This window comes from Rubripirellula reticaptiva (genome assembly GCF_007860175.1).
Taxonomy (GTDB): Bacteria; Planctomycetota; Planctomycetia; order Pirellulales; family Pirellulaceae; genus Rubripirellula; species Rubripirellula reticaptiva.
This window is the reverse complement of record NZ_SJPX01000001.1, coordinates 572,990-596,834: the sequence shown is the minus strand read 5'-3', so window position 1 is coordinate 596,834 and position 23,845 is coordinate 572,990. Positions and strand designations below refer to the sequence as shown.

20 protein-coding genes are annotated in these 23,845 nt (G+C 55.6%); 10 read left to right on the top strand and 10 right to left on the bottom strand.

Annotation, left to right across the window (positions count from 1 at the left end; translation table 11 throughout):
- Positions 1-9 precede the first annotated feature (9 nt).
- From Poly59_RS02195 to Poly59_RS02180, 4 genes are all read right to left on the bottom strand, one after another.
- Complete coding sequence (locus Poly59_RS02195) at positions 10-900, bottom strand: DUF72 domain-containing protein (protein ID WP_146532430.1); 891 nt, start codon at positions 898-900, stop codon at positions 10-12.
- A complete protein-coding gene (locus Poly59_RS02190) occupies positions 897-2,498 on the bottom strand; it encodes a Ppx/GppA phosphatase family protein (RefSeq protein ID WP_146532429.1) in 1,602 nt (533 codons plus the stop codon). Before Poly59_RS02190 ends, Poly59_RS02195 begins: the two co-directional genes overlap by 4 nt.
- A 134-nt stretch (positions 2,499-2,632) precedes the next feature.
- The gene (locus tag Poly59_RS02185) at positions 2,633-3,280 is read right to left on the bottom strand and encodes an HAD family hydrolase (protein ID WP_146532428.1); all 648 of its coding nucleotides are present in this window, start codon (positions 3,278-3,280) and stop codon (positions 2,633-2,635) included.
- Positions 3,281-3,330: 50 nt separating this feature from the next.
- Positions 3,331-4,014, bottom strand: coding sequence for a 3-keto-disaccharide hydrolase (locus tag Poly59_RS02180; RefSeq protein ID WP_246151318.1), 684 nt, complete (start codon positions 4,012-4,014; stop codon positions 3,331-3,333).
- Positions 4,015-4,218: 204 nt separating this feature from the next.
- Here Poly59_RS02180 and Poly59_RS02175 point away from each other — a divergent pair, with 204 nt between their 5' ends.
- The 4 genes from Poly59_RS02175 to Poly59_RS02160 all read left to right on the top strand — a co-directional run bounded on the left by Poly59_RS02175 (position 4,219) and on the right by Poly59_RS02160 (position 8,514).
- Positions 4,219-5,271, top strand: coding sequence for an alpha/beta fold hydrolase (locus Poly59_RS02175; RefSeq protein ID WP_246151317.1), 1,053 nt, complete (start codon positions 4,219-4,221; stop codon positions 5,269-5,271).
- 186 nt (positions 5,272-5,457) lie between these two features.
- Positions 5,458-7,137, top strand: coding sequence for a dihydroxy-acid dehydratase (gene ilvD / locus Poly59_RS02170; RefSeq protein ID WP_146532426.1), 1,680 nt, complete (start codon positions 5,458-5,460; stop codon positions 7,135-7,137).
- Positions 7,138-7,141: 4 nt separating this feature from the next.
- Entirely contained in the window at positions 7,142-7,480 is a 339-nt protein-coding gene (locus tag Poly59_RS02165; RefSeq protein ID WP_146532425.1) for a hypothetical protein, read from the top strand.
- 71 nt (positions 7,481-7,551) lie between these two features.
- The gene (locus tag Poly59_RS02160; protein ID WP_146532424.1) at positions 7,552-8,514 is read left to right on the top strand and encodes a metallophosphoesterase family protein; all 963 of its coding nucleotides are present in this window, start codon (positions 7,552-7,554) and stop codon (positions 8,512-8,514) included.
- On the opposite strand, the gene Poly59_RS02155 is transcribed toward Poly59_RS02160, so the two are convergent.
- The 4 genes from Poly59_RS02155 to Poly59_RS02140 all read right to left on the bottom strand — a co-directional run bounded on the left by Poly59_RS02155 (position 8,481) and on the right by Poly59_RS02140 (position 15,203).
- Complete coding sequence (locus Poly59_RS02155; RefSeq protein ID WP_146532423.1) at positions 8,481-9,914, bottom strand: DUF1501 domain-containing protein; 1,434 nt, start codon at positions 9,912-9,914, stop codon at positions 8,481-8,483. The genes Poly59_RS02160 and Poly59_RS02155 overlap by 34 nt on opposite strands.
- A gap of 53 nt (positions 9,915-9,967) precedes the next feature.
- Positions 9,968-12,319 (bottom strand): PSD1 and planctomycete cytochrome C domain-containing protein, encoded by a 2,352-nt coding sequence (locus Poly59_RS02150; protein WP_146532422.1) that lies wholly within the window; start codon positions 12,317-12,319, stop codon positions 9,968-9,970.
- A 165-nt stretch (positions 12,320-12,484) separates the two neighbouring features.
- On the bottom strand, positions 12,485-14,278 hold the full coding sequence (locus Poly59_RS02145; RefSeq protein WP_146532421.1) for an ATP-binding cassette domain-containing protein: 1,794 nt from the start codon (positions 14,276-14,278) through the stop codon (positions 12,485-12,487).
- A gap of 148 nt (positions 14,279-14,426) precedes the next feature.
- Entirely contained in the window at positions 14,427-15,203 is a 777-nt protein-coding gene (locus Poly59_RS02140) for an exodeoxyribonuclease III (protein ID WP_186775966.1), read from the bottom strand.
- A 76-nt stretch (positions 15,204-15,279) separates the two neighbouring features.
- On the opposite strand from Poly59_RS02140, the gene Poly59_RS02135 reads away from it, so the two are divergent.
- Positions 15,280-16,458 carry a phosphorylase family protein gene (locus tag Poly59_RS02135; RefSeq protein ID WP_146532419.1) on the top strand — a complete coding sequence of 393 codons (1,179 nt, stop codon included), beginning with the start codon at positions 15,280-15,282 and terminating at the stop codon, positions 16,456-16,458.
- A 67-nt stretch (positions 16,459-16,525) separates the two neighbouring features.
- On the opposite strand, the gene Poly59_RS02130 is transcribed toward Poly59_RS02135, so the two are convergent.
- Positions 16,526-17,512: an ABC transporter ATP-binding protein gene (locus tag Poly59_RS02130; RefSeq protein ID WP_146532418.1), complete on the bottom strand. Its 987-nt coding sequence runs from the start codon at positions 17,510-17,512 to the stop codon at positions 16,526-16,528.
- Between the two features lie 197 nt (positions 17,513-17,709).
- Here Poly59_RS02130 and ispF point away from each other — a divergent pair, with 197 nt between their 5' ends.
- The 5 genes from ispF (at position 17,710) to Poly59_RS02105 (ending at position 21,969) form a co-directional block, all read left to right on the top strand.
- On the top strand, positions 17,710-18,177 hold the full coding sequence (gene ispF, locus Poly59_RS02125; protein ID WP_246151316.1) for a 2-C-methyl-D-erythritol 2,4-cyclodiphosphate synthase: 468 nt from the start codon (positions 17,710-17,712) through the stop codon (positions 18,175-18,177).
- 286 nt (positions 18,178-18,463) lie between these two features.
- The gene (gene cysS / locus Poly59_RS02120) at positions 18,464-20,092 is read left to right on the top strand and encodes a cysteine--tRNA ligase (RefSeq protein WP_146532416.1); all 1,629 of its coding nucleotides are present in this window, start codon (positions 18,464-18,466) and stop codon (positions 20,090-20,092) included.
- 32 nt (positions 20,093-20,124) lie between these two features.
- The gene (gene ruvC, locus Poly59_RS02115; protein ID WP_146533198.1) at positions 20,125-20,619 is read left to right on the top strand and encodes a crossover junction endodeoxyribonuclease RuvC; all 495 of its coding nucleotides are present in this window, start codon (positions 20,125-20,127) and stop codon (positions 20,617-20,619) included.
- A 92-nt stretch (positions 20,620-20,711) separates the two neighbouring features.
- Positions 20,712-21,335, top strand: a complete 624-nt coding sequence (ruvA, locus tag Poly59_RS02110) for a Holliday junction branch migration protein RuvA (RefSeq protein WP_146532415.1) — start codon at positions 20,712-20,714, stop codon at positions 21,333-21,335.
- 157 nt (positions 21,336-21,492) lie between these two features.
- On the top strand, positions 21,493-21,969 hold the full coding sequence (locus tag Poly59_RS02105) for a thioredoxin family protein (RefSeq protein ID WP_246151315.1): 477 nt from the start codon (positions 21,493-21,495) through the stop codon (positions 21,967-21,969).
- 24 nt (positions 21,970-21,993) lie between these two features.
- Here Poly59_RS02105 and proS read toward each other — a convergent pair whose 3' ends face one another.
- The gene (proS, locus tag Poly59_RS02100; RefSeq protein ID WP_146532414.1) at positions 21,994-23,502 is read right to left on the bottom strand and encodes a proline--tRNA ligase; all 1,509 of its coding nucleotides are present in this window, start codon (positions 23,500-23,502) and stop codon (positions 21,994-21,996) included.
- Positions 23,503-23,845: the final 343 nt, after the last annotated feature.

The following is a 23,845-nucleotide window of genomic DNA, read 5'->3' as shown; positions in this document are numbered from 1 at the left end:
GCAAACGCATCATTCATCCAGTAATGACATTTGACGGGGGGGCATCGGAGGCGACGCAATGTCAAAGGTTAACTCTGGCATCTCGATCGCCATCCTAGCTGCGAAACGACGGGCGAGCTCGGGGGCTCGCGTATCGTCGGGGGCATGCGTGAACACATACGGACAAAGCCCATCGCGTATCCATTGTGCAACCGTTGGCGCCCACTCATCAAAGAAGGCGTCCGCCATCGCGGGGCGATTTCGTCCGACGATCCGCAGCATCGGCGAACGTCCCGTCACGGTTTGACGAATCGGCGTCCTCGGTTTGCGAGTTTGCGAGACCGCTTCGATGTGATCGTCGGGAGGTGATTGATAGAGCGGTCGGCTATCAAACAAGACCTTGTCGATCTGCATCGAGCGGAGCAAATCATCGACGCGACGTTCATGAACGGATTCATCAAACCAATCGGCGTGGCGCAGTTCCAACGCCCATGACCACTCGGTCGGTAACCGACGCAGGAAGCGTTCCAGCACGTCGAACCGATCGGGCCCAAAAGAGGGCCCGAGTTGTAAGAAGGTTGGCCCCAGCCGATCCGCGTCCGCCAACGGCCGCAGGCAATCGAAGAAAGCAGCCGCTTCACGATCGGTTTTGTGGAGCGCCAATTCGTGCGAAACGGTGCGTGGAAATTTGAATGAAAAACGAAAACCGTTTGCGGCTTCGTCGGCCCAACGCTTAGACGTCTCGATCGTTGGCAGTGCGTAGAATGTGCTGTTCCCTTCGACCGTATTGAAGGTCCGCGTGTACCAGTTCAGCCAATCGGATCGTGGTGTTCGCGGCGGGTATATCTGCCCTGCCCAATGGGGACAGTTCCAGACGGGGCACCCTAAAAAGAACGGCAAATCGGACTCGGGCCGACTCATTCCAACCTTCCGGCTCGCAGCATCACGGGCAATCCAAAGATGTCGCGGAACAGTCCCGAGTTTTCTCGCATCGCGATTTGTTCCAGTGAAACGTCATCCAGCCCGGGAACGCTGATTACCAGTCGTTTTGCTTCAATGACGCATTGGATTTCGCGAACTCGGCCGCTGCGAGTATCGTCAAGCGAGATCGCCAGTCGAAGGATCGCCGCCAGCTTTGAAACAACGACTCGCGAATGTTGAGGCAGCGTCCCGTAAGCTTCGTGTGAGGGCTGTGGATTTGCGCGACGATGATAACGAGCGACCAATCCAACCAATAATAACTCGTCGCGCGATAACCCAAACAGATCGCTGTACCGGATCAAGTAGAGCGCGTGCTTATGGTTGCTGCGCACATTGATCATCATTCCAATTTCGTGAAGCAATGCTGCCACGAACAGCAGCACTTCATGTCGGCTGTCCAGACCGTGTTCTTCTTGCAGCTGGTCGAACAGTTTCCGTGAAAGTTCGGCGACGTTGCGCGCATGGGTTTCATCGAAATCAAACTTGCGGCCTAGCGAGATTGCAGATCGCACGGTTTGGTTGCGGAAATCAGCCGTCCACGTGCCGCCGACCGCCATGTCGTGAAGCAACCCGTCACGTAAGTTTGTGTCGCAAACGTAAACGTACGGAAGTTCAAAATGTTTGGCGAGCAAAGTGTAGGACAGAAGCGCCGGGCCAACTAATTCGGCTTCGATAAAATTGGCATTGTACCGTTTGACGATCGACTCTTCGTTGAGCGTTAGAAGTTTTTCGGTCAGCTTTTCAAGCTTGCCCATCGGCACTTTGGCTAGCCCATTGCCGTCCCAGTCGTCTAGCAATTGATGGCCCGCGAAACGCATGTCGCCGCCCAGTGCGACCAGATGAATTGAGGTGTCGTTTTTGACTGCATCGGTGATCTGCAGAACGGTCCGGCGGATATGGCTTTCCAACATCGAACGCCGCCGCGCGATACTGGCACGCACACCTTCAAGTGTTCTAAGTAACCGCAGCGAACCCAACCGATACGATTGACTGTGCAGCACATTGCCACCGCGAACAATCAGCATTTCCGTGTTGCCGCCACCGACTTCGACCACGATTGATTTGCCGTCGGCTAACTCAGGATTGGATCGCAGATGGGGCATCACACCCATGTATGTGATCCGGTTGACTTCGGCTTCGTCGATTGACTCGACATTGAATCCGGTCGCCACAAAGATTCGGTCGGAAAACGCGAGTCGGTTGACTGCTTCGCGGACCGCCGAGGTTGCGACGACGCGAACATCGGTGGGCGATGTGATGCCGTATTCTCGCAAAACTCGCTTATACCGTCGCATCACGGACGCTGATTTTTCGATGCTGCGGCGTGAAAGTCGTCGCGTGTCGAATGCTTCACGGCCTAGTTCAACCGATTGAACCAGTGTGTCCAGCGTTCGGACTTCGCCGTTGGGGTGGATTTCGGCGATCGCCATTCGGATGCTGGTGGCTCCGATATCGATCACAGCGACCGGTCGAGGAGATCCATCGGTGGTCGCCGGACTCGCGATCTCGCTATTTTGGGAAGCTATCGATTGGGACATGTTTACGCGAAATTCGAGACAGGAAAGACCGCCAGCGTCCTCATCATACCTGCATCCCCAAGGCCTCGGCAGGTAGGACGGGCAGTCGAGCCGGCATCGCAAAACGGGCTGTTTCGCCGTCCGTAAGCTCCCTTTTACTGATCGTCTGTCGCCCACAGCCCGAAATTGCCCAGCACGCGAATCGCTTCCTCGCCCCCGAAGCACTGTCTCGCCTGCCACCCGCGAGCAACAGCCGCGTCCACGTTTTCTTGCTTGTCGTCAATGAACAAGATCTGGCTCGGTAAAACACCGGCGAGCTTTTCGGATTCTTCATAGATCCGCGAGGCTGGCTTCATTGCGCCGACTTCGTAACTCAGGATGGTCACGTCCAGGTCAGCATTCATCACATCATAGTTTTGCCGAATGACCCAGTCCCAATGCGCGTCGCAGGTGTTCGATAAAATCCCGACGCCTCGACCGCTTTTCTTGACTTTGTCCATGATGCCGGTCATCGGCGCAATTGGCGTGAACATGTCGCTGATCGCATCGAGTACTTCGCCCGCAGGCGGCGGGTTGCCGGTGGCTCCGATCGCTTTGCAAACCTGTGCCGCAAATTCGTCGGGAGTGAATTCGCCGTGTTCGAAACGGTCTTCTAGTCCGCTGTCATAGACCGCAGCTTTAGCGTCGGTTTCTGAGACTCCGAACAGTTTCGCCAAGTTCGCATGCGCGACGCCGATGTCGAACGACAGCAGAATGTTGCCAAGGTCAAAGTAGACAAATCGAATGTCGGTCTCGGGTTTCATCACGGTCTCATGATTGTTCGAACGAAGGGCGTCGCAGGATGAAGAAACGCCTAGAGTTGTCGCACTCGAATGTTGCGGTACCAGGCTTCGGTGGGCGGCCCGCTGTGGATTTGCAGTCCGATCAAACCGAACGTCGGAATTGATTCGTCATCTTCGGTGTAGTCGATTGTCTTTTCGCCGTTCAAGTAAATTTCGATATGCTTGTCGCGGCAAATCACTCGCAACGAATTCCAGTCGTCTTTCTTGACTAATTTGACAACAGCATCCTTGTCGCCTTCAGCTAGCATTTTCTTGCGGCGTGATTCGTCGTACAGAGCGCCCCAAACCGGACGCTTCCAGGCTTCGCCCGCGTCCGCTTGGTAGCCCGACACCTCGGTGCTGCCGCTGACTCGTTTAGACCGAAACTGGACGCCCGCGTTTTTGCCTTCGCCGACCAGTTTGACGTCATAGCGAAGCTCAAAGTTGTCGTAATTCTGAGTCGTGCACAGGAATTCGTTATGCGGAATCTTCTCGTCCAATCGGCCCGCTACGATTGCGTTTCCATTGACCGCGTCTGGTTCAATTCGAAACCAATAAGCGTTGCCTTCCCATCCCGCCAGCGAATGTCCGTCAAACAAAGGCAACGATTCAGACTGGAAATCCTCAATCGGCGTGGTCGCTGGATTCTGAGCAGGGGTAGGGCAGGGCAGGGCAAACAATAATGCGACAGTGGCCATCCAAACAAGTCGTTTCATCACACGCGGCTCCAAACTTGACAGGCTAATTCGTAAACACGGGCGAGGACGAAGTCCTGGCCGTGGCTGGCCGAGTGTAGTTGATCATAAGATTCAAAACAGCTTGGATTCAAAACTGGTTGCCACAGCAGCTTCTCGATTTGCTCAATCGGATACGATAACGGCTCTCGGATTCCCCACCCCATACTCCCTCCTGATTTGATGATGAACACTTCAACAAAATGGCTTGCGTTTGCATTTCTGTTTTTTTCGGTCTTGACCGCTGATGTCTCGATAGCGGCGGAAAATGAGCCTAGGCCGCAGCGGTTTCAGTTGCAGGCACGAGCGAGCGAGATCGATGCTCGAACACGAGAGTATCCTGCCATCGACTTTGTGTTCGAGAAAGACGGAAAGCCTCAAGACGTACAGCATGCGGCGGTTGATACGCGAGTCGAGTCGCAGGGCAAGTTGGTGATTTGGTTGATGGGGCACAACGAACGGTTGTTCGAACGCGTCAACAGTTATGGACTGCACGCGATCCAGGTCAGCTATGCGAACCGCTGGTTCGGCAAGCTCTGTCAGCCCAAACCGGCCAGCGCGATGGCACGAGGAAACGTGCGATTGGAAGCCGCGACTGGCGAAGACTTCAGCGATGAATTGGATTTGGCTCGTCCCGACGGGGCGGCCGAGCGAGCGTTTCAGTTTGTTAAATGGTTGGCAATCAAGAACGAAGCGGGGAATTGGAATCAGTTCTTGACTGATGATGGCGACCATCTTCGCTGGGACAAAGTCATCGTCGCCGGCAGTTCACACGGCAGCACCACGGCGGCTCGGTTTGCCAAACACCAACGAGTCGACCGGGTCGTGATGCTGTGCGGACCTCGTGACCAAGATCAGGATTGGCAATCGATTGAATCGGCGACGTCCGCCAATCGCTTCTTTGGTTTCAGCCACGTGCTCGACGGTGGCTGGACCGGTGACCATTACTGTCGATCATGGGAATTACTGGGGATGAATGAATCCGGACCGATCGTTAACGTCGATAACTCGGCCGCTCCCTATGGCAATACTCGTCGACTGATTTCATCAGCCGACGTTGGCAAAGACGCTAATCGAGCTCACTCGTCGGTCCAGCCCGGAAACTCGTCGCCCAAGGATGCTGACGGCAATTTCTTGTATGAACCTGTCTGGCGTTATCTGTTCACTCATCCGGTCGGAGAAGTCGGCGAAGTCACGCCAATCGACGACGGATGCTTGAAAGAACACGTCAAGTACTGATCTGATACTGTTCGATTGCTGCTCGACTACTCGCTGAGCAAGTCTCGTCCCACCTTTGGGAATGTCGGTCGACATAATCTTGGCGGTAAGTAAAGTTGCAGACAAATAGCGGTTCCTTGCCGGATCTGTCTGTTCCCATCATATTCTGTATGTCCGTCCATCGCACCCGATCCAGAATCCCCTCTGATGAACCATCCGCTCAATCAATACAGCAGTAAAATCACGCAGCCTAAGTCACAGGGTGCGTCCCAGGCGATGCTGTACGCCACCGGGCTGACGTCCGAGGACATGAACAAGCCTCAGGTCGGAATCGGAAGCGTTTGGTACGAAGGCAACTCGTGCAACATGCACCTGTTGGATCTGGCCGCGGATGTCAAGAAAGCGGTCACCGATGTTGGCATGGTCGGCATGCGGTTCAACACAATCGGCGTGTCGGACGGTATCTCGATGGGCACCGACGGGATGAGCTACAGTCTGCAGTCTCGTGACCTGATCGCCGACTCGATCGAAACCATCATGGCGGCCCAGTGGTATGACGCGCTCATTGCGCTGCCGGGTTGTGACAAGAACATGCCCGGATGTTTGATCGCGATGGGGCGTTTGAATCGGCCCGCAATCATGGTCTACGGCGGAACGATCAAGCCCGGTATTTGTGGCGGCAAGAAGCTTGATATTGTCTCGGCGTTCCAGGCCTACGGCGAGTACGTCGCCGGGACGATCACCGAAGAAGAACGCGCGGAAATCATTCGCAAGAGTTGCCCCGGCGCTGGGGCCTGCGGTGGCATGTACACGGCCAACACGATGGCGACCGCTATTGAAGCGTTGGGCATGTCGCTGCCGTATTCGGCTAGTATCCCCGCCGTCGATCCGGACAAGAAGGACGAATGCAAGCGTGCCGGTGCGGCGATTCTTGAACTGTTAAAGAAAGACATCAAGCCACGCGACATCATGACTCGCGCCGCATTCGAAAATGCAATGGTGACCGTCATGGCACTTGGCGGCAGCACCAACGCCGTGCTGCACTTGATCGCGATGGCTCGGTCGGTCGACGTTCCGTTGACGCTAGATGACTTTCAATCCGTCAGCGACCGAATCCCGTTCTTGGCCGACCTGAAGCCAAGCGGAAAGTTTGTCCAAGAAGATCTTCATTCAATCGGAGGCACACCCGCGGTGATGAAGTATCTGCTTGAAAAGGGATTGATGGACGGTTCGTGCATGACGTGCACGGGCAAGACATTGGCCGAGAACGTTGCCGATTTGCCGGGCCTGAAGGAAGGGCAAACGATTGTGATGCCGGTGGAAAAACCGATCAAATCGAGCGGCCACATCCGCATCCTAAAGGGCTCGCTCGCTCCCGAAGGTGCGGTCGCCAAAATCACTGGCAAGGAAGGACTCATCTTCACCGGCCCAGCACGTTGCTTTGACAGCGAAGAAGACATGCTGCATGCCCTCGAGGACAAGAAAATTCAAAAAGGCGATGTCATCGTGATTCGTTACGAAGGGCCCAAGGGCGGCCCAGGCATGCCTGAGATGTTGACTCCTACCAGTGCTATCATGGGCGCTGGACTAGGCAGCGATGTGGCGATGTTGACGGACGGCCGTTTCAGTGGCGGCAGTCACGGTTTCATCGTCGGGCACATCACGCCCGAAGCACAAGAAGGTGGTCCAATTGGATTGTTGCATGATGGTGACATCTGCACGATCAATGCAGAAACCAACCGTCTGGACGTTGATGTCAGCGACGCGGAAATGGCCAAACGTAAATCTGCTTGGACGGCACCTCCACTGAAGGCGACTCGCGGGACGCTGTACAAGTACATCAAGACCGTCAAAAGTGCCAGCGAAGGCTGCGTTACGGACGAATGATCTGATGGCAAATCCAAACCGTATTCCCAATAAGTTCAAACCCTGGATCGCAGTTCGCAAGAAATTCGGTTTGTCGCATACTCACGTGCAGATGGCGCGTGAAATGGGGATGGATGTCAAACGCATTCGTCAACCGGCTAAGCCCGATCCGAATATGCCGGGGCGTTTACCGCTGAACAAGTACATCGAAAAACTGTACTTCGATCGGTTTGGAAAAACGGAACCCGACGACGTTAAGTCCATGGAAGACTTAGCTGCCGAGCACATGGCGCGGCGCGAGGCCAAGAAGGCTGCTAAGGAGAATGTCGCCGAACCAGTTAAACGCGTGAGCGAAGAAGAGTAGGGGGCGACCGTTCCGATTGCGGATAAAGCGAACACTGTGAATCTCTTTCCCTTTGACACCGGAATCCAAGTATGTCGTTTCATCTGATCCCGTCCACGCGACGTCAAATGTTGACTGCCACGGCTTCGGTTGGTGCGGTGGCCGCGATGACGTTGTTGGGGCCTTTCGAATCGCAAGCTGCCGAATCAGGTGTCGAGTCGGATCCCAATTTTTGGGCGCTGATTGCTGACACCCATATCTCGGAAGACGCTTCCGCGGTTTCTCGCGGTGTCAATATGTTCGACAATTTCAACCGAGTGATCGACTCGGTCCTGGCCGAAACGGTGCGGCCCGTCGGTGCAATCATCAACGGTGATTGCGCCTACCTGAAAGGTAAGCCCGGCGACTACGCGAACTTTAAACGATGCGTGGATCGATTGCTGGCGGCCGGTATGTCGGTGCATGCGACGATGGGCAATCACGACGACCGAGGGAATTTCTATGACGCGATGTCGGGTGGGAAAGCCGGCGAGACTCTTGTCGAGGGAAAGCACGTCACGGTCATTGAGACGTCGCACGCGAATCTGTTCCTGGTCGATTCGCTACAGCAGGTCGATCACGTCACCGGCGAACTGGGGTCGGCGCAACTCGATTGGCTTAACGCTGCCTTGGCCGCACGGTCTGGCAAGCTGGCGATCATCGTCGGGCACCACAATCCTCAGGTCTCGCCTGTCGAGCCAGGTAAGTTGCTGACGGGACTGGCCGACACGGCTGCATTGTTCGACACGATGGATCGTCATTCCAATGTGAAAGCCTACGTTTACGGTCACACGCACGATTGGAAGCTGACAACAACGCCTGGCGGTACTCACTTGGTGAATCAACCGCCGTCGGCATACGTGTTTAATCCCGCGCGGCCGAGCGGATGGACGCGACTTAGACTGAGTCCGGCTGCGGTTCAGTTTCAGTTGGTTTCGGTTGACACTTTGCACCCGCAACACGGCGAACAGCTTCAATTGGCCTACGCCAGCAAGGCGGGCACAACGTTGCCGTGAACGTCGGTCAGTCGAAAGTCGCGGCCTTGGAATCGGTAGGTCAATTGTTCATGGTTCATCCCCAACAGGTGCAAAATCGTGGCTTGCAAGTCATGCACATGGACGGGGTTTTCGGCGACGCTGAATCCTAGTTCATCCGACTTGCCGTATTCGAATCCCGCCTTTACACCACCACCGGCCATCCACATCGTGAACGCATCAGGATAGTGGTCGCGGCCCAGGACGTTGCTTTTGGCGGTGCGTCCTTCGCGAAACGGCGTCCGTCCGAATTCGCCGCCCCAGACGACCAGAGTATCTTCAAGCAGGCCGCGTGCTTTTAAGTCTTGGATCAGTGCAGCAACCGGTTTGTCCATCGACGCACATTTCTTGGTCAGTCCATCAGTCAACCCGGTGGCCGCGCCGGTGCCGTGGAAGTCCCATCCCCAATCGAACAGTTGCACAAAACGGACTCCCGATTCAACCAGTCGGCGTGCCAACAGGCAGTTGTTCGCCAGACTCGAATCACCCGGCACGGCGCCATAGGCTGCCAGCGTTTCTTTCGATTCGTCGGCGATGTTCATCACTTCGGGAACCGATGCCTGCATGCGAAACGCCAACTCGTACTGTGAGATTCGAGTCATTGTTTCAGGGTGACCCAGTTGTTGGGCTTGCATGCGGTTTAGGTCGCCTAGCGCATTCAGGCTGGCTCGGCGCAGATCGCGGGTCATGCCCGCTGGATCGGATGAGTACAAAACCGGGTCGCCTTTGGATCGGCATTGCACGCCCTGGTAAACCGACGGCAGGAATCCGCTGCCGAACGAGTTGTTGCCACCGTTGGGCTGAGTCCCGCTGCTGATCAAAACCACAAAGCCGGGCAAGTCCGAGTTCTCGCTGCCCAGCCCGTAAGTCACCCACGATCCCATCGACGGGCGTCCCGTCCGCGGCGATCCGGTATAGACCAATAACTCGGCTGGCGCGTGGTTGAATTGGTCGGTGAACATCGAGTGGACGACACACATTTCGTCGGCGATGCCGTGGAAATGGGGAATCGCGTCGGACATCCACATCCCCGATTCACCGTGCTGGGACCACTTTCGTGGCGAGCCCATCAGCTTGGGCGTGCCCGAGGTGAACGCAAATTCGCGGCCGGCGAGAAACTCGTCGGGGCAATCTTGGTCGTCGCGTTTGGTGAGTTCAGGCTTGTGGTCGAACAAGTCCAAGTTGGGCGGTGAACCCGTCATGTGCAAATAGATCACCCGCTTGGCTTTGGCGGGAAAGTGGCTGGGCTGAATCGCCAGCGGGTTGTCGGCTGGACGAGCGGCGCCGGCATCGCTGCGCAGCAGATTCGACAGCGCGATCGCGCCTAAACCAGCCGTGGAGTGCTGGAAGAAATGTCGCCGTGTCTGTTGGTGAATGTTCATGGTGGTTTGGGATGCTGTGGGGCAGATGGGCTGCGTGTTTTCTCGCTTAAGGTCTACGGCTTCATCAGCATTTCATCGAGGTTCAGGATTACATTGCACGCAACGGTCCAAGCCGCTAACTCGCCAGCGTCCGCGTCGACAGGCAACTCGCCAAGAGGCTGCGTCGCCATTGCATTCGCTTCATCGGGGCGGTCTTGATAGTGCGATTGTACTTTCCCTACCAATTCGCAAAGGCGCGCGATTTCGGCTTCGTGTGGCGGCCGAGTCAAGCAACGTTCGAACGCGAGCGTGATACGGTCTTCGTTGGATGTCGTCGATGCGACGGTCAATCGTGCCAAAGCTTGCGCGGCTTCGACATAAACAGGGTCGTTGAGGGTCACCAGTGCTTGCAGCGGAGTGTTCGTGCGGATTCGCCGTACTGTGCAAGTTTCGCGACTGGGGGCATCAAATTGGGCCATCGAAGGATAGGGGCTCGAGCGACGCCACATCGTGTAGATTCCACGGCGATATCGGTCGTCGCCGTCGCTCGTCGTCCAGTCCGTGTTGCCACCAAAGGCAGCTTTCAAGCCAAGGTTTGGCTGAGGCGGATTGACCGGTGGTCCAAACATCTTGTCCGACAGAATTCCGGCCGCAAAGAGAGCTTGGTCGCGAACGACTTCAGCCGATGCACGGAATCTTGGTCCTCGGGCCAGCCATCGGTTGGCGGGATCTAGATCGACCATCGCAGGCGTTGTAACCGAGGATTGCCGATAGGTCGCCGATGTGACTAGCAGGCGTAGCAAATGCTTTAGATCCCAGCCGCTGTCGCGTAGTTCAGCGGCCAACCAGTCTAGTAATTCAGGGTGCGAAGGTAGCTCGCCCTGGGACCCGAATTCTTCGCTCGTGGAGACGATACCGGTGCCGAAGATTTCTTCCCAGTGACGGTTAGCGATCACTCGCGGCGTTAGCGGATTGTTGTCCGCGACCAACCATCGGGCCAGCGTCAGGCGGTCGCGCGGTGCATCATCGGGCAGCGATGGAAATGCGGCCGGCGTCGCCGCGCTGACTTCGTCGCCCAGGCTGGTGTAATTGCCGCGGATTTGGATGTGTGTTTTTCGGAGTTTGTCGCCCGCCACCGATCGCATCACCGGTACGGTCTTGGCGGGTTTGAATTGATTGAGTTTCTTTTTAGCGGCTGCGAGTTGTTTGTTCTTGGCCTCGTAGGCATCGTCGGATTTTTCGATCTCGCCGAGTTCGTTTTTCAGGTCATCAACTTTGGCTTGCAGCGAATGCTTTGTCTGGCGTTCTGCGTCAGTCCAAAATTCGATAGTCGGACGCTCGTCTCGCTGGTCGTTGTCTTCGGTGTTGTTGAAGAACGCAAAGAAGCTGAAATAGTCGTGATGGGTGATCGGGTCAAACTTGTGAGTGTGGCACTGGGCGCACGCCATGGTGGTTCCCATCCACACTGCCATGGTCGTGTTGACTCGGTCAACGATGGCGACGTTTCGAAACTCTTCGTCGTTGGTTCCGCCTTCGTTGTTGGTCGTGGTGTTTCGATGGAAAGCGGTCGCGATCAGTTGTTCGTCCGTGGGCTCGTCGAGCAAGTCGCCGGCGATCTGTTCGATCGTGAATTGGTCGAACGGTTTATTCTGGTTCAGCGACTCGATCACGTAGTCGCGGTACGCCCAGATCGTTCGCGGTGGGTCGTCGGCGTAGCCGGCTGAATCGGCATAGCGAGCCAAGTCGAGCCATGTTCGCGCCCAACGCTCGCCAAAGCTTGGTTTCGCTAGCAGCCGGTCCACGTACGCTTCGTAAGCATCTTCGCGATCATCGCCGGCAAACTGTTTCGCTTCGGTCCAGGCCGGCGGAAGCCCCGTCAAATCGATCGAGACACGGCGCGCTAATGTCAGACGATCAGCAGCGGGCGAGGGTGATAGGCCTTCGGAAACGAGTCGCTGGCCGATGAAATCGTCGATCGGATTTTTGGCCCAATCCGAAATCCACGCATCAGAAGGGGAGGGCAGGGCAGGGCGGTGCAGAGGTTCGTAGGACCAGTGCCCTGCGTAGTCGCCGCCCTGTTCGATCCAGCTCCGAATGCGGTCGATTTCCTCGCCGGTAAACTTGCGTCCTTTGCCTTCCGGCGGCATCCGCAGGTCTTCGTCATTGGTCGTCAATCGCACCAGCAGTTCGCTCGCATCGGCGTCGCCGGGCACAATGGCCGCGTAACCTCCTAAGTCTTCGCGAGAACCTTCGGCGGTATCAAGCCGCAGGCCGGCAGCCCGTTCTTCTTCGTCAGGACCGTGGCAAATCAAGCAGTTTTCGGACAGCAATGGCCGAATGTCGCGATTGAAGTCGAGCGAGTCGTCCGCAAAAATCGATGCGCTCGAAGCGGCAAGTAAACACACGAGGTACCAGTGCCGATGCATCAGCAGGCTCGATGGGGAAGGAGGGTGGTGCGTGGGATTTGGCGGGACCCCCATTGTAGCTCATCAAAATGCCGATGAATCGGATCGCTTGCGGTGAATCTCCCCCAGTATCAGTTTTCGCAGTATCAATTTTTCCAGCGTCGATCGGATCAGCGAGGGCCAGGCCTAGGACTCCAGTTCTTCCCAGCGTGCGTAAAGAGCGGTCAGTTCCGTTTGCAAGTCTTTCAGTTTGGCCGCATCTTGCGTGATGTGTGGGCCGCCTTTTTGGTAATAAGCCGGGTCCGCCATCGTGTTGTTGATCGCCGCGATTGCCGATTCCAACTTCTCTATTCGCTGGGGCATCTTTTCGAGTTCGTGCTTGTCTTTGAAAGAAAGTTTCTTCGCGGCGGGCGGCTTAGGTGCCGAAGCGTTGGGTTTGGCTTTCGGCTTTGCCGGTGGATTCTCCTTTTCCGCTTGCTCGCGACGTGCCAACGCAGCTTTCCAGTCGTCGTAACCTCCGTCGTATTCCTTCACGCCGCCTTCTTCGTAGACGATCGTGCTAGTGACGACATTATTCAGGAACGTCCGGTCATGGCTGACCATCAAAACAGTGCCTTTGAAATCGATCAGTTGTTCTTCGAGCAAATCCAACGTTTCGCTGTCCAGGTCATTCGTCGGTTCGTCGAGCACGATCACGTTGGCTGGTTTCGTCATCAGCTTGGCGAGTAGTGCCCGGTTGCGTTCCCCGCCCGACAAGTACTTCACTTTTGTCCGCGCTCGATCGGGAGTGAAAAGAAAGTCAGTCAGGTAGCCGACGATGTGTTTTGATTTGTCACCGATCAGAACCTTGTCGCTACCATCGCCGACGTTTTCTTGAACCGTTAGTTCGGGGTCGAGCGTGTCGCGAAGCTGGTCAAAGTAAGAAACTTGTAGGTTCGTGCCAAGCTTGACGGTACCGGAGTCCGGTTCCAACTGTCCAAGCAACAGTTTCAACAGTGTCGTTTTTCCAGCACCGTTGGGGCCCATGATGCCGACACGATCGCCGCGCATCAGGGTCGTTGAAAAATCGCTGAGGATGACGCGATCGCCATAGCTGAACGAGATCTCTTTGATGTCTGCCACCAAGGCACCGCTGCGAGCGGCTTCTTGCAAGTTCAATTTCGCTTTGCCTTCGATCGACTGCCGGTCACCGCGTTGCAGACGTAGTTGCTTCAGCGCGCGAACACGTCCTTCGTTGCGGGTTCGGCGAGCCTTGATGCCCTGGCGAATCCAGACTTCTTCTTGGGCCAGCTTTTTGTCGAATAGAGCGTTCTGTTTCTCTTCGGCCGCTAGCGCCGCTTCTTTCCGCTGCAAGAATGTCGTGTAGTCACATGACCAGTCGAACATGCGGCCACGGTCGATTTCCCAGATCCGTGTTGCCAAACTTTGCAAAAACGAACGGTCGTGCGTGATGAAGACCAATGTTTGGCGGAACCGTTTCAGAAAGTTTTCCAGCCACAGAATCGACTCGATGTCCAAGTGGTTGGTGGGTTCGTCAAGCAATAGTACATCGGGCTCCATCGCGATCGCGCGAGCCAATAGGACGCGGCGTTTCATGCCACTGGAAAGTTTTTCGAACAGGGCGTCGCCGTCGAGTTCCATTTTCGAAAGCGTCGACTCGACCGCGTGATCGACTTGCCACTGAGTTTCCGGATCGTCATACCCCTGTTGTCCCTCGGTCACGATCGACGTGACGGTGCCGCTCCAGCCCGTGGGCACATCTTGCGTCAAGCGAGCGACTTTGGAATGCGGCGCAAACGTGATCGCTCCGTGATCGGGCACGACTTCACCGTCAAACATGCGAAGCAGCGTCGTTTTGCCGGCACCGTTGCGTCCTAGCAGGCCGATTTTTTCGCCTCGTTCAATTACCGCCGAGACGCCGTCGAGTAGCAGGGGACCGCGAAAACCGATGGAAAGATCGTCGAGCGAAACGAGAGGCATGGGTCAATACGTGCGATAGGGTGCGTTGGTAGCGGTGATTAAAGAGCGCGGTTTAACACGAAAAGGCGTTTTCGGCCAGAGTACGCCCGACTGGCCAACAAGATTGTCTGGCAAAGCTGCCGCGGCAAAGCACCAAAAGACAGCGTTTCTAGGCAGATACCGTCGCATCGCCGATGGTCAATTCCACGGGGCAGTGGTCCGATCCGTGGATGTCTTGGCGGATCGTTGCGCCGGTGACGCGCGGCATCAGTTTCTTGGCGACCCAGAAATAATCCAGTCGCCATCCAATGTTCCGCTCGCGGGCGCCGCTGCGATAGGTCCACCAACTGTACTGGCCTGGGCTGGAGTCAAAGTGGCGGAACGAGTCTACAAATCCGGCCTCGACGATTCGGTCCAAGCCCTGCCGTTCTTCGTCCGAGAAACCCGCGTTCTTGCGATTCGCTTTGGGGTTGGCTAAATCGATCTCTTGATGGGCGCAGTTGACGTCGCCACAAAAGATCACAGGCTTTCGTCGATTTAGATTTTGCACATAGCTTAAAAAATCAGCGTCCCACTGCTGGCGATAATCCAACCGCGCCAATCCGCGTTGAGCGTTGGGCGTGTAGACGGTCACGAGATGGAAATCCTCAAACGTCGCCGTGATCACTCGGCCTTCGGTGTCATGGTCGTCAATGCCGATGCCAAGGACTTCCTTTTTGGGTTTGGTTTTGCACCAAATCGATGTGCCGCTGTAACCCTTTTTCTGCGCAGGGTTCCAGATCTGGTAGTAACCCAAGTCATCGGCCCAACCAAGATCAACTTGTTCCCGTTGGGCCTTCACTTCTTGCAAGCACACGACATCGGGCTGGTCCGTTTCCACGTACTGGCGAAACCCTTTGTCCATCGCGGCGCGAATGCCGTTGACGTTCCAAGAAATTAACTTCATCACCAATCGACCAACCCGGAAAACGTGAAACGGTTCTACTGTTTTCAGACCTTAGCCGATCCGCCACAATGCGGCCATGGACACACCTTTGAAAATTGATTCGACGCGTACGGATGTTGACCTGATAGCCCAAATTGACTTGGCGTGTCAGCGGATGGAAAAAACGTTTGATAACGGTTTTTACTCGAAGGTCACCGTGTTCCGTCATTGGTCCAAGCACAACCCGACCTTGTCCGGAAAGATCGCCCGGCCCAGTGCGTATCGATGGTACCTGCGCCGCGAATTGTTCAAGCTTGCTCGCCGTGGTGCTGAGATCACGATTACCGAGTCTCGCAAACGCGTCGACCTGAGTTCGCCGACCCTGTTGGATTTGCTTGACGAAACTGATTTCGACTTGACTCGAAAAAAGGTCTTTCTGTTCGGTCCCGAACGGTCCGAGTTGTCGATCGCGCGACTTGAACATTACACCGGAACACGGGCCGAAGATTTTCAGCGTTACGTCTTGTTAACCAACTATCAAATGCACATGGAAGCATTTGCCGAGCGGTTTCCTGGGGCCGTATCGTCTGCCCGCGTCGACGTTCAAATGCCGACACTGCACCATGTCGAAGCTGACAATCTTGGTATCAGCATTGTCAATATCGGCGTTGGTCCGTCGAATGCAAAGAACTTGACGGACCATTTGGCGGTGCTGCGTCCCGACGCGATGCTGATGGTCGGCCACTGTGCCGGCGTCCGCAATCACCAAGAGGTTGGCGATTTTGTATTAGCGTCGGGCTACATGCGCGGCGATCACATTCTGGATGAACTGCTGCCGCCGTCGGTGCCGATCATGCCTAGCTTTCAGCTCAACCGAGCTTTGGCGTCGGTGTTGGATGATTCGGGTTTGCCGTATCGAATTGGTACGGTTTACACGACAGACGATCGGAACTGGGAACTGACGCTGCGCAGGACGATGGAGCACTTGCGAGTGAGTCGTTCCATTGCCGTCGACATGGAATCAGCCACCGTTGCGGCCAACGGTTTTCGTTATCGCATCCCCAGTGCGACGTTGTTGTGCGTGTCGGACAAGCCGCTGCATGGTCAGCCAAAATTGCCCGGTGAAGCGAAAGCGTTTTACCACGACAGCAAAAAACAACACATCGAAATCGCGGTCACGGCGATCGCATCAATCAAAGAAGAGTTCCCCGGTGGGCTACCCAATACCGATATCCGCGCGCCCGGCGAGGCACTGTTGGGCGGCGATATTGGTTGAAATCGGATTTGACGTTGGTGCTGTTTCGCGTCGAGCAAATCGCGTCAAGAATTTTGGAGTCGAATGACTACTTGCTGACGTCCGCCACGTCTTGAAATAATTTGGCGATGACGTCTTCAAGCGGCAGGTCTTCAACCGCGACGTCCTCGATCGCATTGTCTCGCAGGATGTTCGCCAGTACTCGCGGAACATCGGCGCGGGCGATTCGGATTTTTGCCTTTGGCCAAGTTTCGTCTAAGACTTCGCCATAACCGGTCAAGTCGGGTTGGTTGCCTTCGGCGAACTGCAGCGTGATGATTTTGAATCCGCTGAATTGGTCGATGATGCCTGACAGCGATCCGTCGTATTCAATCCGGCCGCCAGCGATGATGACAACTCGCTTGCACAGTGCGGCGATGTCCTTCATGTAATGACTGGTCAACAGGATCGTGATCTTGCGTTTCTCTTGATAGAACCGCAGGAACTGTTGAATGTTGTGCTGGGCGATCACGTCCAAGCCGATCGTAGGCTCGTCAAGGAACAGAACTTCGGGGCTGTGCAGCAGTGCCGCGATCAACTCCATCTTCATCCGCTCGCCGAGCGATAGTTCGCGTACCGGTTGGTCCAGCAAGCGACGGACGTCCAACAAATCCGTCAGTTCGTCCAGTGTCGCATTGAACTGGTCAGTCGGGACGCCATAGATTTGTTGGTGCAATCGATAGGATTCGTTGGCGGGCAAGTCCCACCACAATTGGTTCTTTTGCCCCATCACCAACGCGAACTGGCGACGGTATTCGTTCTTTCGTTGCCACGGCACAAAACCCATCACCGTCGCGGATCCCGAGGTGGGATTGATGACACCCGACAGCAATTTCAGAGTCGTTGTCTTGCCGGCGCCATTGGGGCCCAAGAAGGCAACAAACTCGCCTTGTTCGACGTTCAAGTCGATTCCTTTGACGGCTTCGACTTCCTTGTATTCGCGTTGGAAAAGCCCCTTGATGCTGCCGCCAAGGCCTTCTTTCTTCTTGAAGACGCTGTACGACTTGGTCAGATTTCGGACTTCGATGATGGACATGGCGAGGTAGGCGTCAGGTTTCAGGTGTCAGGCGTCAGGTTTGAAAAGACGAATCAAAAACGCACGCTTTGTTACGCAAACTTAGGGGGAATGTTAGACTTTGGGAACGGACGGCACTGTTTCTTTGCTCCAACTTCGTTGCTCCAACCGGATGACTGACCCTGAATCCCGACACCTATTCATCGCTCCGCATCGGCTTGGGCTACGATTCACATCGACTCGGCAATGGTGGCCCGCTTCGCATTGGCGGAATCGACATACCGGCCGAAGTTCACGCGATCGGGCATAGCGATGCCGATGTGCTGATGCATGCGATTACGGACTCGTTGCTCGGTGCAATCGCCGAACAGGATATCGGTCGACTATTTCCCGACGACGATCCCGAGAACCGTGGCCGCGACAGCATCGATTTTTTGACCGAAGCGATTCATCGAGTTCACCGCCGAGGGATGGAAATCGTCAATCTGGACTGCGTCATCCTGGCCGAGCGTCCGAAGATGGCACCCCACATCGACACGATGCGAACGCAACTTGCCCAGGCAATGGACATCGCGATCGATCAAATTGGCATCAAAGCCAAGACCGGCGAAGGCATCGGCGACATCGGCAGCTCAGCTGCGATCGCCGCCCGAGTGGTCGTGCTGTTGTGCCGCCGGGCGAGCTGATTGAGTGGCGCGTTTTACCAGCGTCAAACTCACTCATTACGCGGTCATGGCTGGGAAGCCCATAGCGGCGACCGTCCGCTCCATCAGACTCCTGAACCAGGCTTGTTTTGGTTGATTCATGGTGCTTTAGCTGCTTTGCTAATTCAAGTTTACGGGACTTGAGAGCACGTTTTAAGAGGAATCTGCGAACCGATGGTCTTGAAAAAACGGTCTCTACCGATCGGGACAAGTTCCCTATAATCCGCGGTTTGACCCTCCTGATGTCATCTTGCCGCGACCGTCACCCATGAGCACTGCATCCGCAGCCCCAACCAAAATGCCTGCCGCTAGCACCAATAAGCCTGAAATTCGTGTCTACAACACGCTGTCGAAGACCAAAGAGCCCTTCATTCCGCTGCGGGCCCCCAAGGTTGGCATCTATCTGTGCGGTCCGACGGTCTACGCCGAATCGCATATCGGTCACATGGTTGGGCCGGTCATTTTTGACACTGTCAAACGCTATCTGACGTACTGTGGGTACGAAGTAACGCTGGTGGTCAATATCACGGACGTTGACGACAAGTTGATCAACAAGAGTAAGGAACGCGGTATTCCGATGAGCCAGATCGCGGTCGAAATGACGGCGGATTACTTGTCGAATTTGAAGGAATTGGGCGTCAACCAGATCGATTACCTGCCACGGGCGACCGATCACATGCCGCAGATCATCAGCTTCATTCAAACGCTGGAACAGAAAGATCACGCCTATGCCGTTGATGGCGACGTGTTCTTCGATGTGATGAAGGACCCCAATTACGGGCAACTGTCTAACCGATCGGTCGACGCTCAGCAGGGCGAGGGCGGCGGTGCGGCGGCCAAGAAACGTTCGCCTGGTGACTTTGCACTTTGGAAATCCGCGAAAAGCGAAGACGAAGTGGCGTGGGACAGCCCGTGGGGACGGGGTCGCCCGGGCTGGCACATCGAATGCTCGGCCATGAGCCACGAAATCCTTGGCGACACGTTTGACATTCACGGTGGCGGGTTGGACTTGATGTTCCCCCACCATGAAAACGAACGCGCCCAAAGCAGTTGCTGTCACGGTGCGCCGATGGTGAAGTATTGGATGCACAACGGGCTGATGCGAGCGGGCGAGAAGGGCAAAGTTGGCGGCAAGAGCGACCGCGAAAACCAGGCCGAGGAATCTGCCGAAGAAGCCGCCGCCGGAAAGATCAGTCGCAGCAAAGGCGCCGGCGGTTTGTCCACGTTGATTCGTCATCACACGGGCGAACGCATCCGCTTTTTCTTGCTTCGCACACACTACCGTTCAACGATCGTCTACGGCGAAGACGGTCTGGAAGAAGCGGGCACTTCGTTGGAAGCGTTTTATCGGTTCTTTGCTCGCTTTGACGAAATCACATCAGCAATCAAGGACGTTTCGTTCTATGAACTTAAGCCCGCGTCGACACGCGCAGCCGGTAACTTCGACCCGGCCGGTGATTCGCTATTGACCGAGATCCATGGCATCCGCGAAAAGTTTTTGGCGGGCATGGACGACGACTTCAACACCGGTGCAGCGATTAGTGCGCTGTTCGATGCGCTGCGGATTTTGAACCGGCACATCGACGCAAACAAACTGACTGAAAAGTCAGACCCCTGTGGTGCGGCGACTCTGTCGCTTGTGCAAGCGGTGACCGTGATTCGTGAATTAGCGGGCACATTAGGCCTGTTTGCCAAACCGCCGATCGCAGCCGGTGGTGGCAACGAAGCCGACACACAACTGTTGGACGACGTGGTTCGATTGCTGATTGAGCTTCGCAAAGAGGCTCGTGAACGCAAAGACTATGCGGCCGGCGACGCCATTCGCGACCGCTTGGCTTCGTTGGGGGTGGCATTGCTGGACAAGAAAGAAGGCACGAGCTGGGAACGAGCTTCGTGAGCCGTGACGCCGCCAAACCGCAGCGTCGAATCTTGGGGATCGACCCTGGATTGAACACGACCGGTTATGGGGTGATCGAATTTGATGGTATGAAGCCGCGGTTGATCGAAGCCGGCATCGTGCGCAGCAAGGCCAAGGCGAGTATCGAATCGCGTCTCGACGAGATCTATTCGGGGGTGTTGGAAGTGATTGAAATGCACCATCCGACAACGATGGCGCTAGAGCAATTGTTTTCACATTACGAGCGTCCTCGAACAGCGATCTTGATGGGGCATGCCCGTGGCGTGATCTGTTTGGCGGCGGCAAAGTGTGGGATTGAAGTCGCACACTTCGAACCGACGCGAGTGAAGAAGGTGATGACCGGCAACGGACGCGCCTCAAAGTCGCAAATGCAGTTGGCGGTCAAAGCTCACTTGCAATTAGCGACTGTTCCTGAGCCGCCGGACGTCGCCGACGCGCTGGCGATTGCCATTTGCGGCCACCATCTCGGACAAGGTTCGATGATGGAAAAACTGACCAGCATGTGAATCACCACGCAGTTGTCTTGTGAATCAAAACGTTAGTCGTTGTCTTCGGCTGTCGCGTTCAACGAGCATCGAAACCACCTAGGAACGATACCTTGATCATTGCCATTTCTGGAAAGCTAAATCGTGTCGGCGAAACGTCTGTTGCGATTGAGGCGAAGCCATTCGAATACGAAGTGTTGGTTGCCGATTACACACGGCGGCAACTGCAAAACAAGGTTGGCGAGGACGTCCGTTTCTTTACGCTCGACTACATCGAAGGCGGTCTGCAAGGTGGTCGCATGACGCCGCGGCTGATCGGTTTTTTGACCGAACCCGAACGTCAATTCTTTGACTTGTTCTGCAGCGTCGACGGTGTCGGTGTCAAGAAAGCACTGCGTGCAATGGTCCGTCCGGTCAAAGAATTGGCCACCATTATTGAGCAGCAAGACGCAAAACAATTGTCAGCTTTGCCAGGCGTGGGGCCTGCGACGAGCGAGCGGATCATTGCCAAGCTACGGCGGAAAATGCCCCGCTTTGCCCTGATGGTTGATCGCGATGCGGCGGGCGAAGCGATCGAAGGTGGCTCGCAAATCACCGCAGAAACGTTTGATGCGTTGATTTCGCTCGGGCACAGCGAGTCGGATGCCCGCAAGTTGATTGATGACACGATCGCGAGCGGCAAGAAGTTTAAGGACACTGAATCGCTATTAACTGCTATCTATCAGCGTGGGCATTGACCTTAGGTTGCCTCAATCGGGGAATGTGGCTTTGTGTTCACTAGTCCTGTGGGGGCGCTTGATTCGGTATGGCCTAGTGCCTAGCTTGCTGCCCTTGCTTCACAAAGGTGAAGTCATTGGGTTGCGAAACTTGTAATGCGCTTGCCGGAGAAACGCCGTGAAACGAATCATGGTATTGGTGGGATTGGGAATCTTGGCGGTCTGTCGAGGACAGGCCCCGTTGTCGGCTGAAATGCCTCGGATCGGTGATCCGTCGTTCCAGCAATCGACGGCTGCACCGCCGTTGGTCAGTTGGCACAGATCGTTGGAATCCGGGTGGGAAGAATCACGTCGCCGCAATGTTCCGATGGTGATCTACATCACAACCGAACGCTGCACGTATTGCGATGCAATGAAGCGTGACACATGGTGTGACCAAGACGTGCAGCAAGATCTGGCAAACGGCTTTGTCGCAATTCAACTATCTCAGCAAGAGAATTCAGCGACGCTTGACCGCATCAAGGTCACGACTTATCCGACAACGTTGATTGGCGTACCACAGGGCAAGATCGTTGCGCACCGAACGGGTTACCAACCGGCGCTTGCGATCAAGTCGCTGCTAAGGGACATCAAAGGTCGCGTGCTTAATCGCTAGTCGGCTGCTTCACGACCCAGCCGATCAATAAGCCTTTGCGAAGATCGCTTGCTTTTCGGCTGGTTTGCCTGTCAAGAAACAGGTTCCCGGAACGGTATTGCCGTCGCGTGGAACGCAGCGGATTGTGACCTTCAGTTCTTTTAGCAGCGGTTCGACTTCGTCTTCGCTGGCGAAGTGGCAGTATGCGAAACCGCCATCGATCGCGTCTTCGTCGTCCGATTTGAAGAACGCGCGGAAGTCCGCTTCGCTTGTGATCACGCGCGAGTTGTCCTTTTGCATCTTCAGTGCTGCATCGAACAACGCTTGTTGCATTTCGGCCAAGATGTCGCCGATCGTTGACACCAACGTGGCACGTTCGATGCCCACGGCTTTGGGTTGATCACGACGGGCAAAGAAGACCGAATCGTTTGCCATGTCTTTTGGTCCGACTTCCAAACGAATCGGAACGCCTCGTTTGACATGGTGCCATTTCTTTTCGCCGCCCCGCACATCGCGGTCGTCGATCTCGACGCGGACCGGTGCGCCCGCATAAGTTTGCGACGCCAGCTCGGTTTTCAGCGATTCGACGTACGCCAAGACTTCGGCGCGTTGTTCATCGTCACGATAGATCGGCAGGATCACGATTTGGGCGGGTGCTAAACGCGGCGGCAACACAAAGCCGTCATCATCGCTGTGGGTCATGATCAGGGCGCCGATCAAACGAGTCGACACGCCCCATGACGTCGTCCAAGCAAATTCACGATCGCCGTTTTCGGCTTGGAACGAGATGTCTTGGGCTTTGGCAAAGTTTTGGCCGAGGAAGTGGCTGGTGCCAGCCTGTAGAGCTTTGTGGTCCTGCATCATCGCTTCGATCGATAGCGTTTCGACAGCGCCCGGGAATCGCTCGTGGGGCGTCTTGGAACCGACCACAACTGGCATTGCCATCCAGTTTTCGGCAAAGTCCTTGTAGACATCGACCATTCGCTGGGTTTCTTCGATGGCTTCGTCAGCGGTGGCGTGAACGGTGTGTCCTTCTTGCCACAGGAACTCGGCGGTTCGCAAGAACATGCGAGTTCGCATTTCCCAGCGAAACACGTTGGCCCACTGATTGATCAGGATCGGTAGGTCGCGATAGCTTTGAACCCACTTGGCGTACGTCGCGCCGATAATCGTTTCGCTAGTTGGTCGAATGATCAGCGGTTCGTCCAACTTGCCAGCCGGGCGAAGTCCACCCGCTGGGTCAGGTTCGAGTCGGTGGTGAGTGACAACGGCACACTCTTTAGCGAATCCCTCGACGTGTTCGGCTTCCTTTTCTAAGAAGCTCATCGGGATCAGCAACGGGAAGTAGGCGTTCTGGTGCCCGGTTGCCTTAAACATGTCATCAAGGGCTCGCTGCATGTTTTCCCAAAGCCGATAACCCCAGGGCTTGATCACCATGCAACCGCGAACCGGCGATGTTTCTGCGAGGTCAGAGGCTTTGATGACCTGTTGATACCACTCGGGATAGTTTTCGCTGCGGGTGGGCTGGATCGCAGTTTTGGGGGCTTTGGACATCGCGAAAACTCGGGCCGTCGAGGGAGAAACGAAGGGTTGATAGAGCGCAGCAAGTCAAGCATGGGCGATGGCATTGCTGCTTAAACGCATGAAGATTCTCGGTGAGTTTGCCCAAACCAGGATTTGGTGCATAGCCCACTTCGGTTTCATTCAACAGGCCCCTTTTTATAAGATCAAGGGCTGCGTCGTTCAGGATAGTTCCTGGACATAAGATCTCTATCATCTCAGCGCAAAAACCATCGCGTCGGATGATGTCGTATTGGCATGAGATGGTTACGGGCAGACTCGGCGAAACGCTGCCATGAGTCGGGCCGATTTGCCGGCGGCGGTTAGTCTGTCAGCG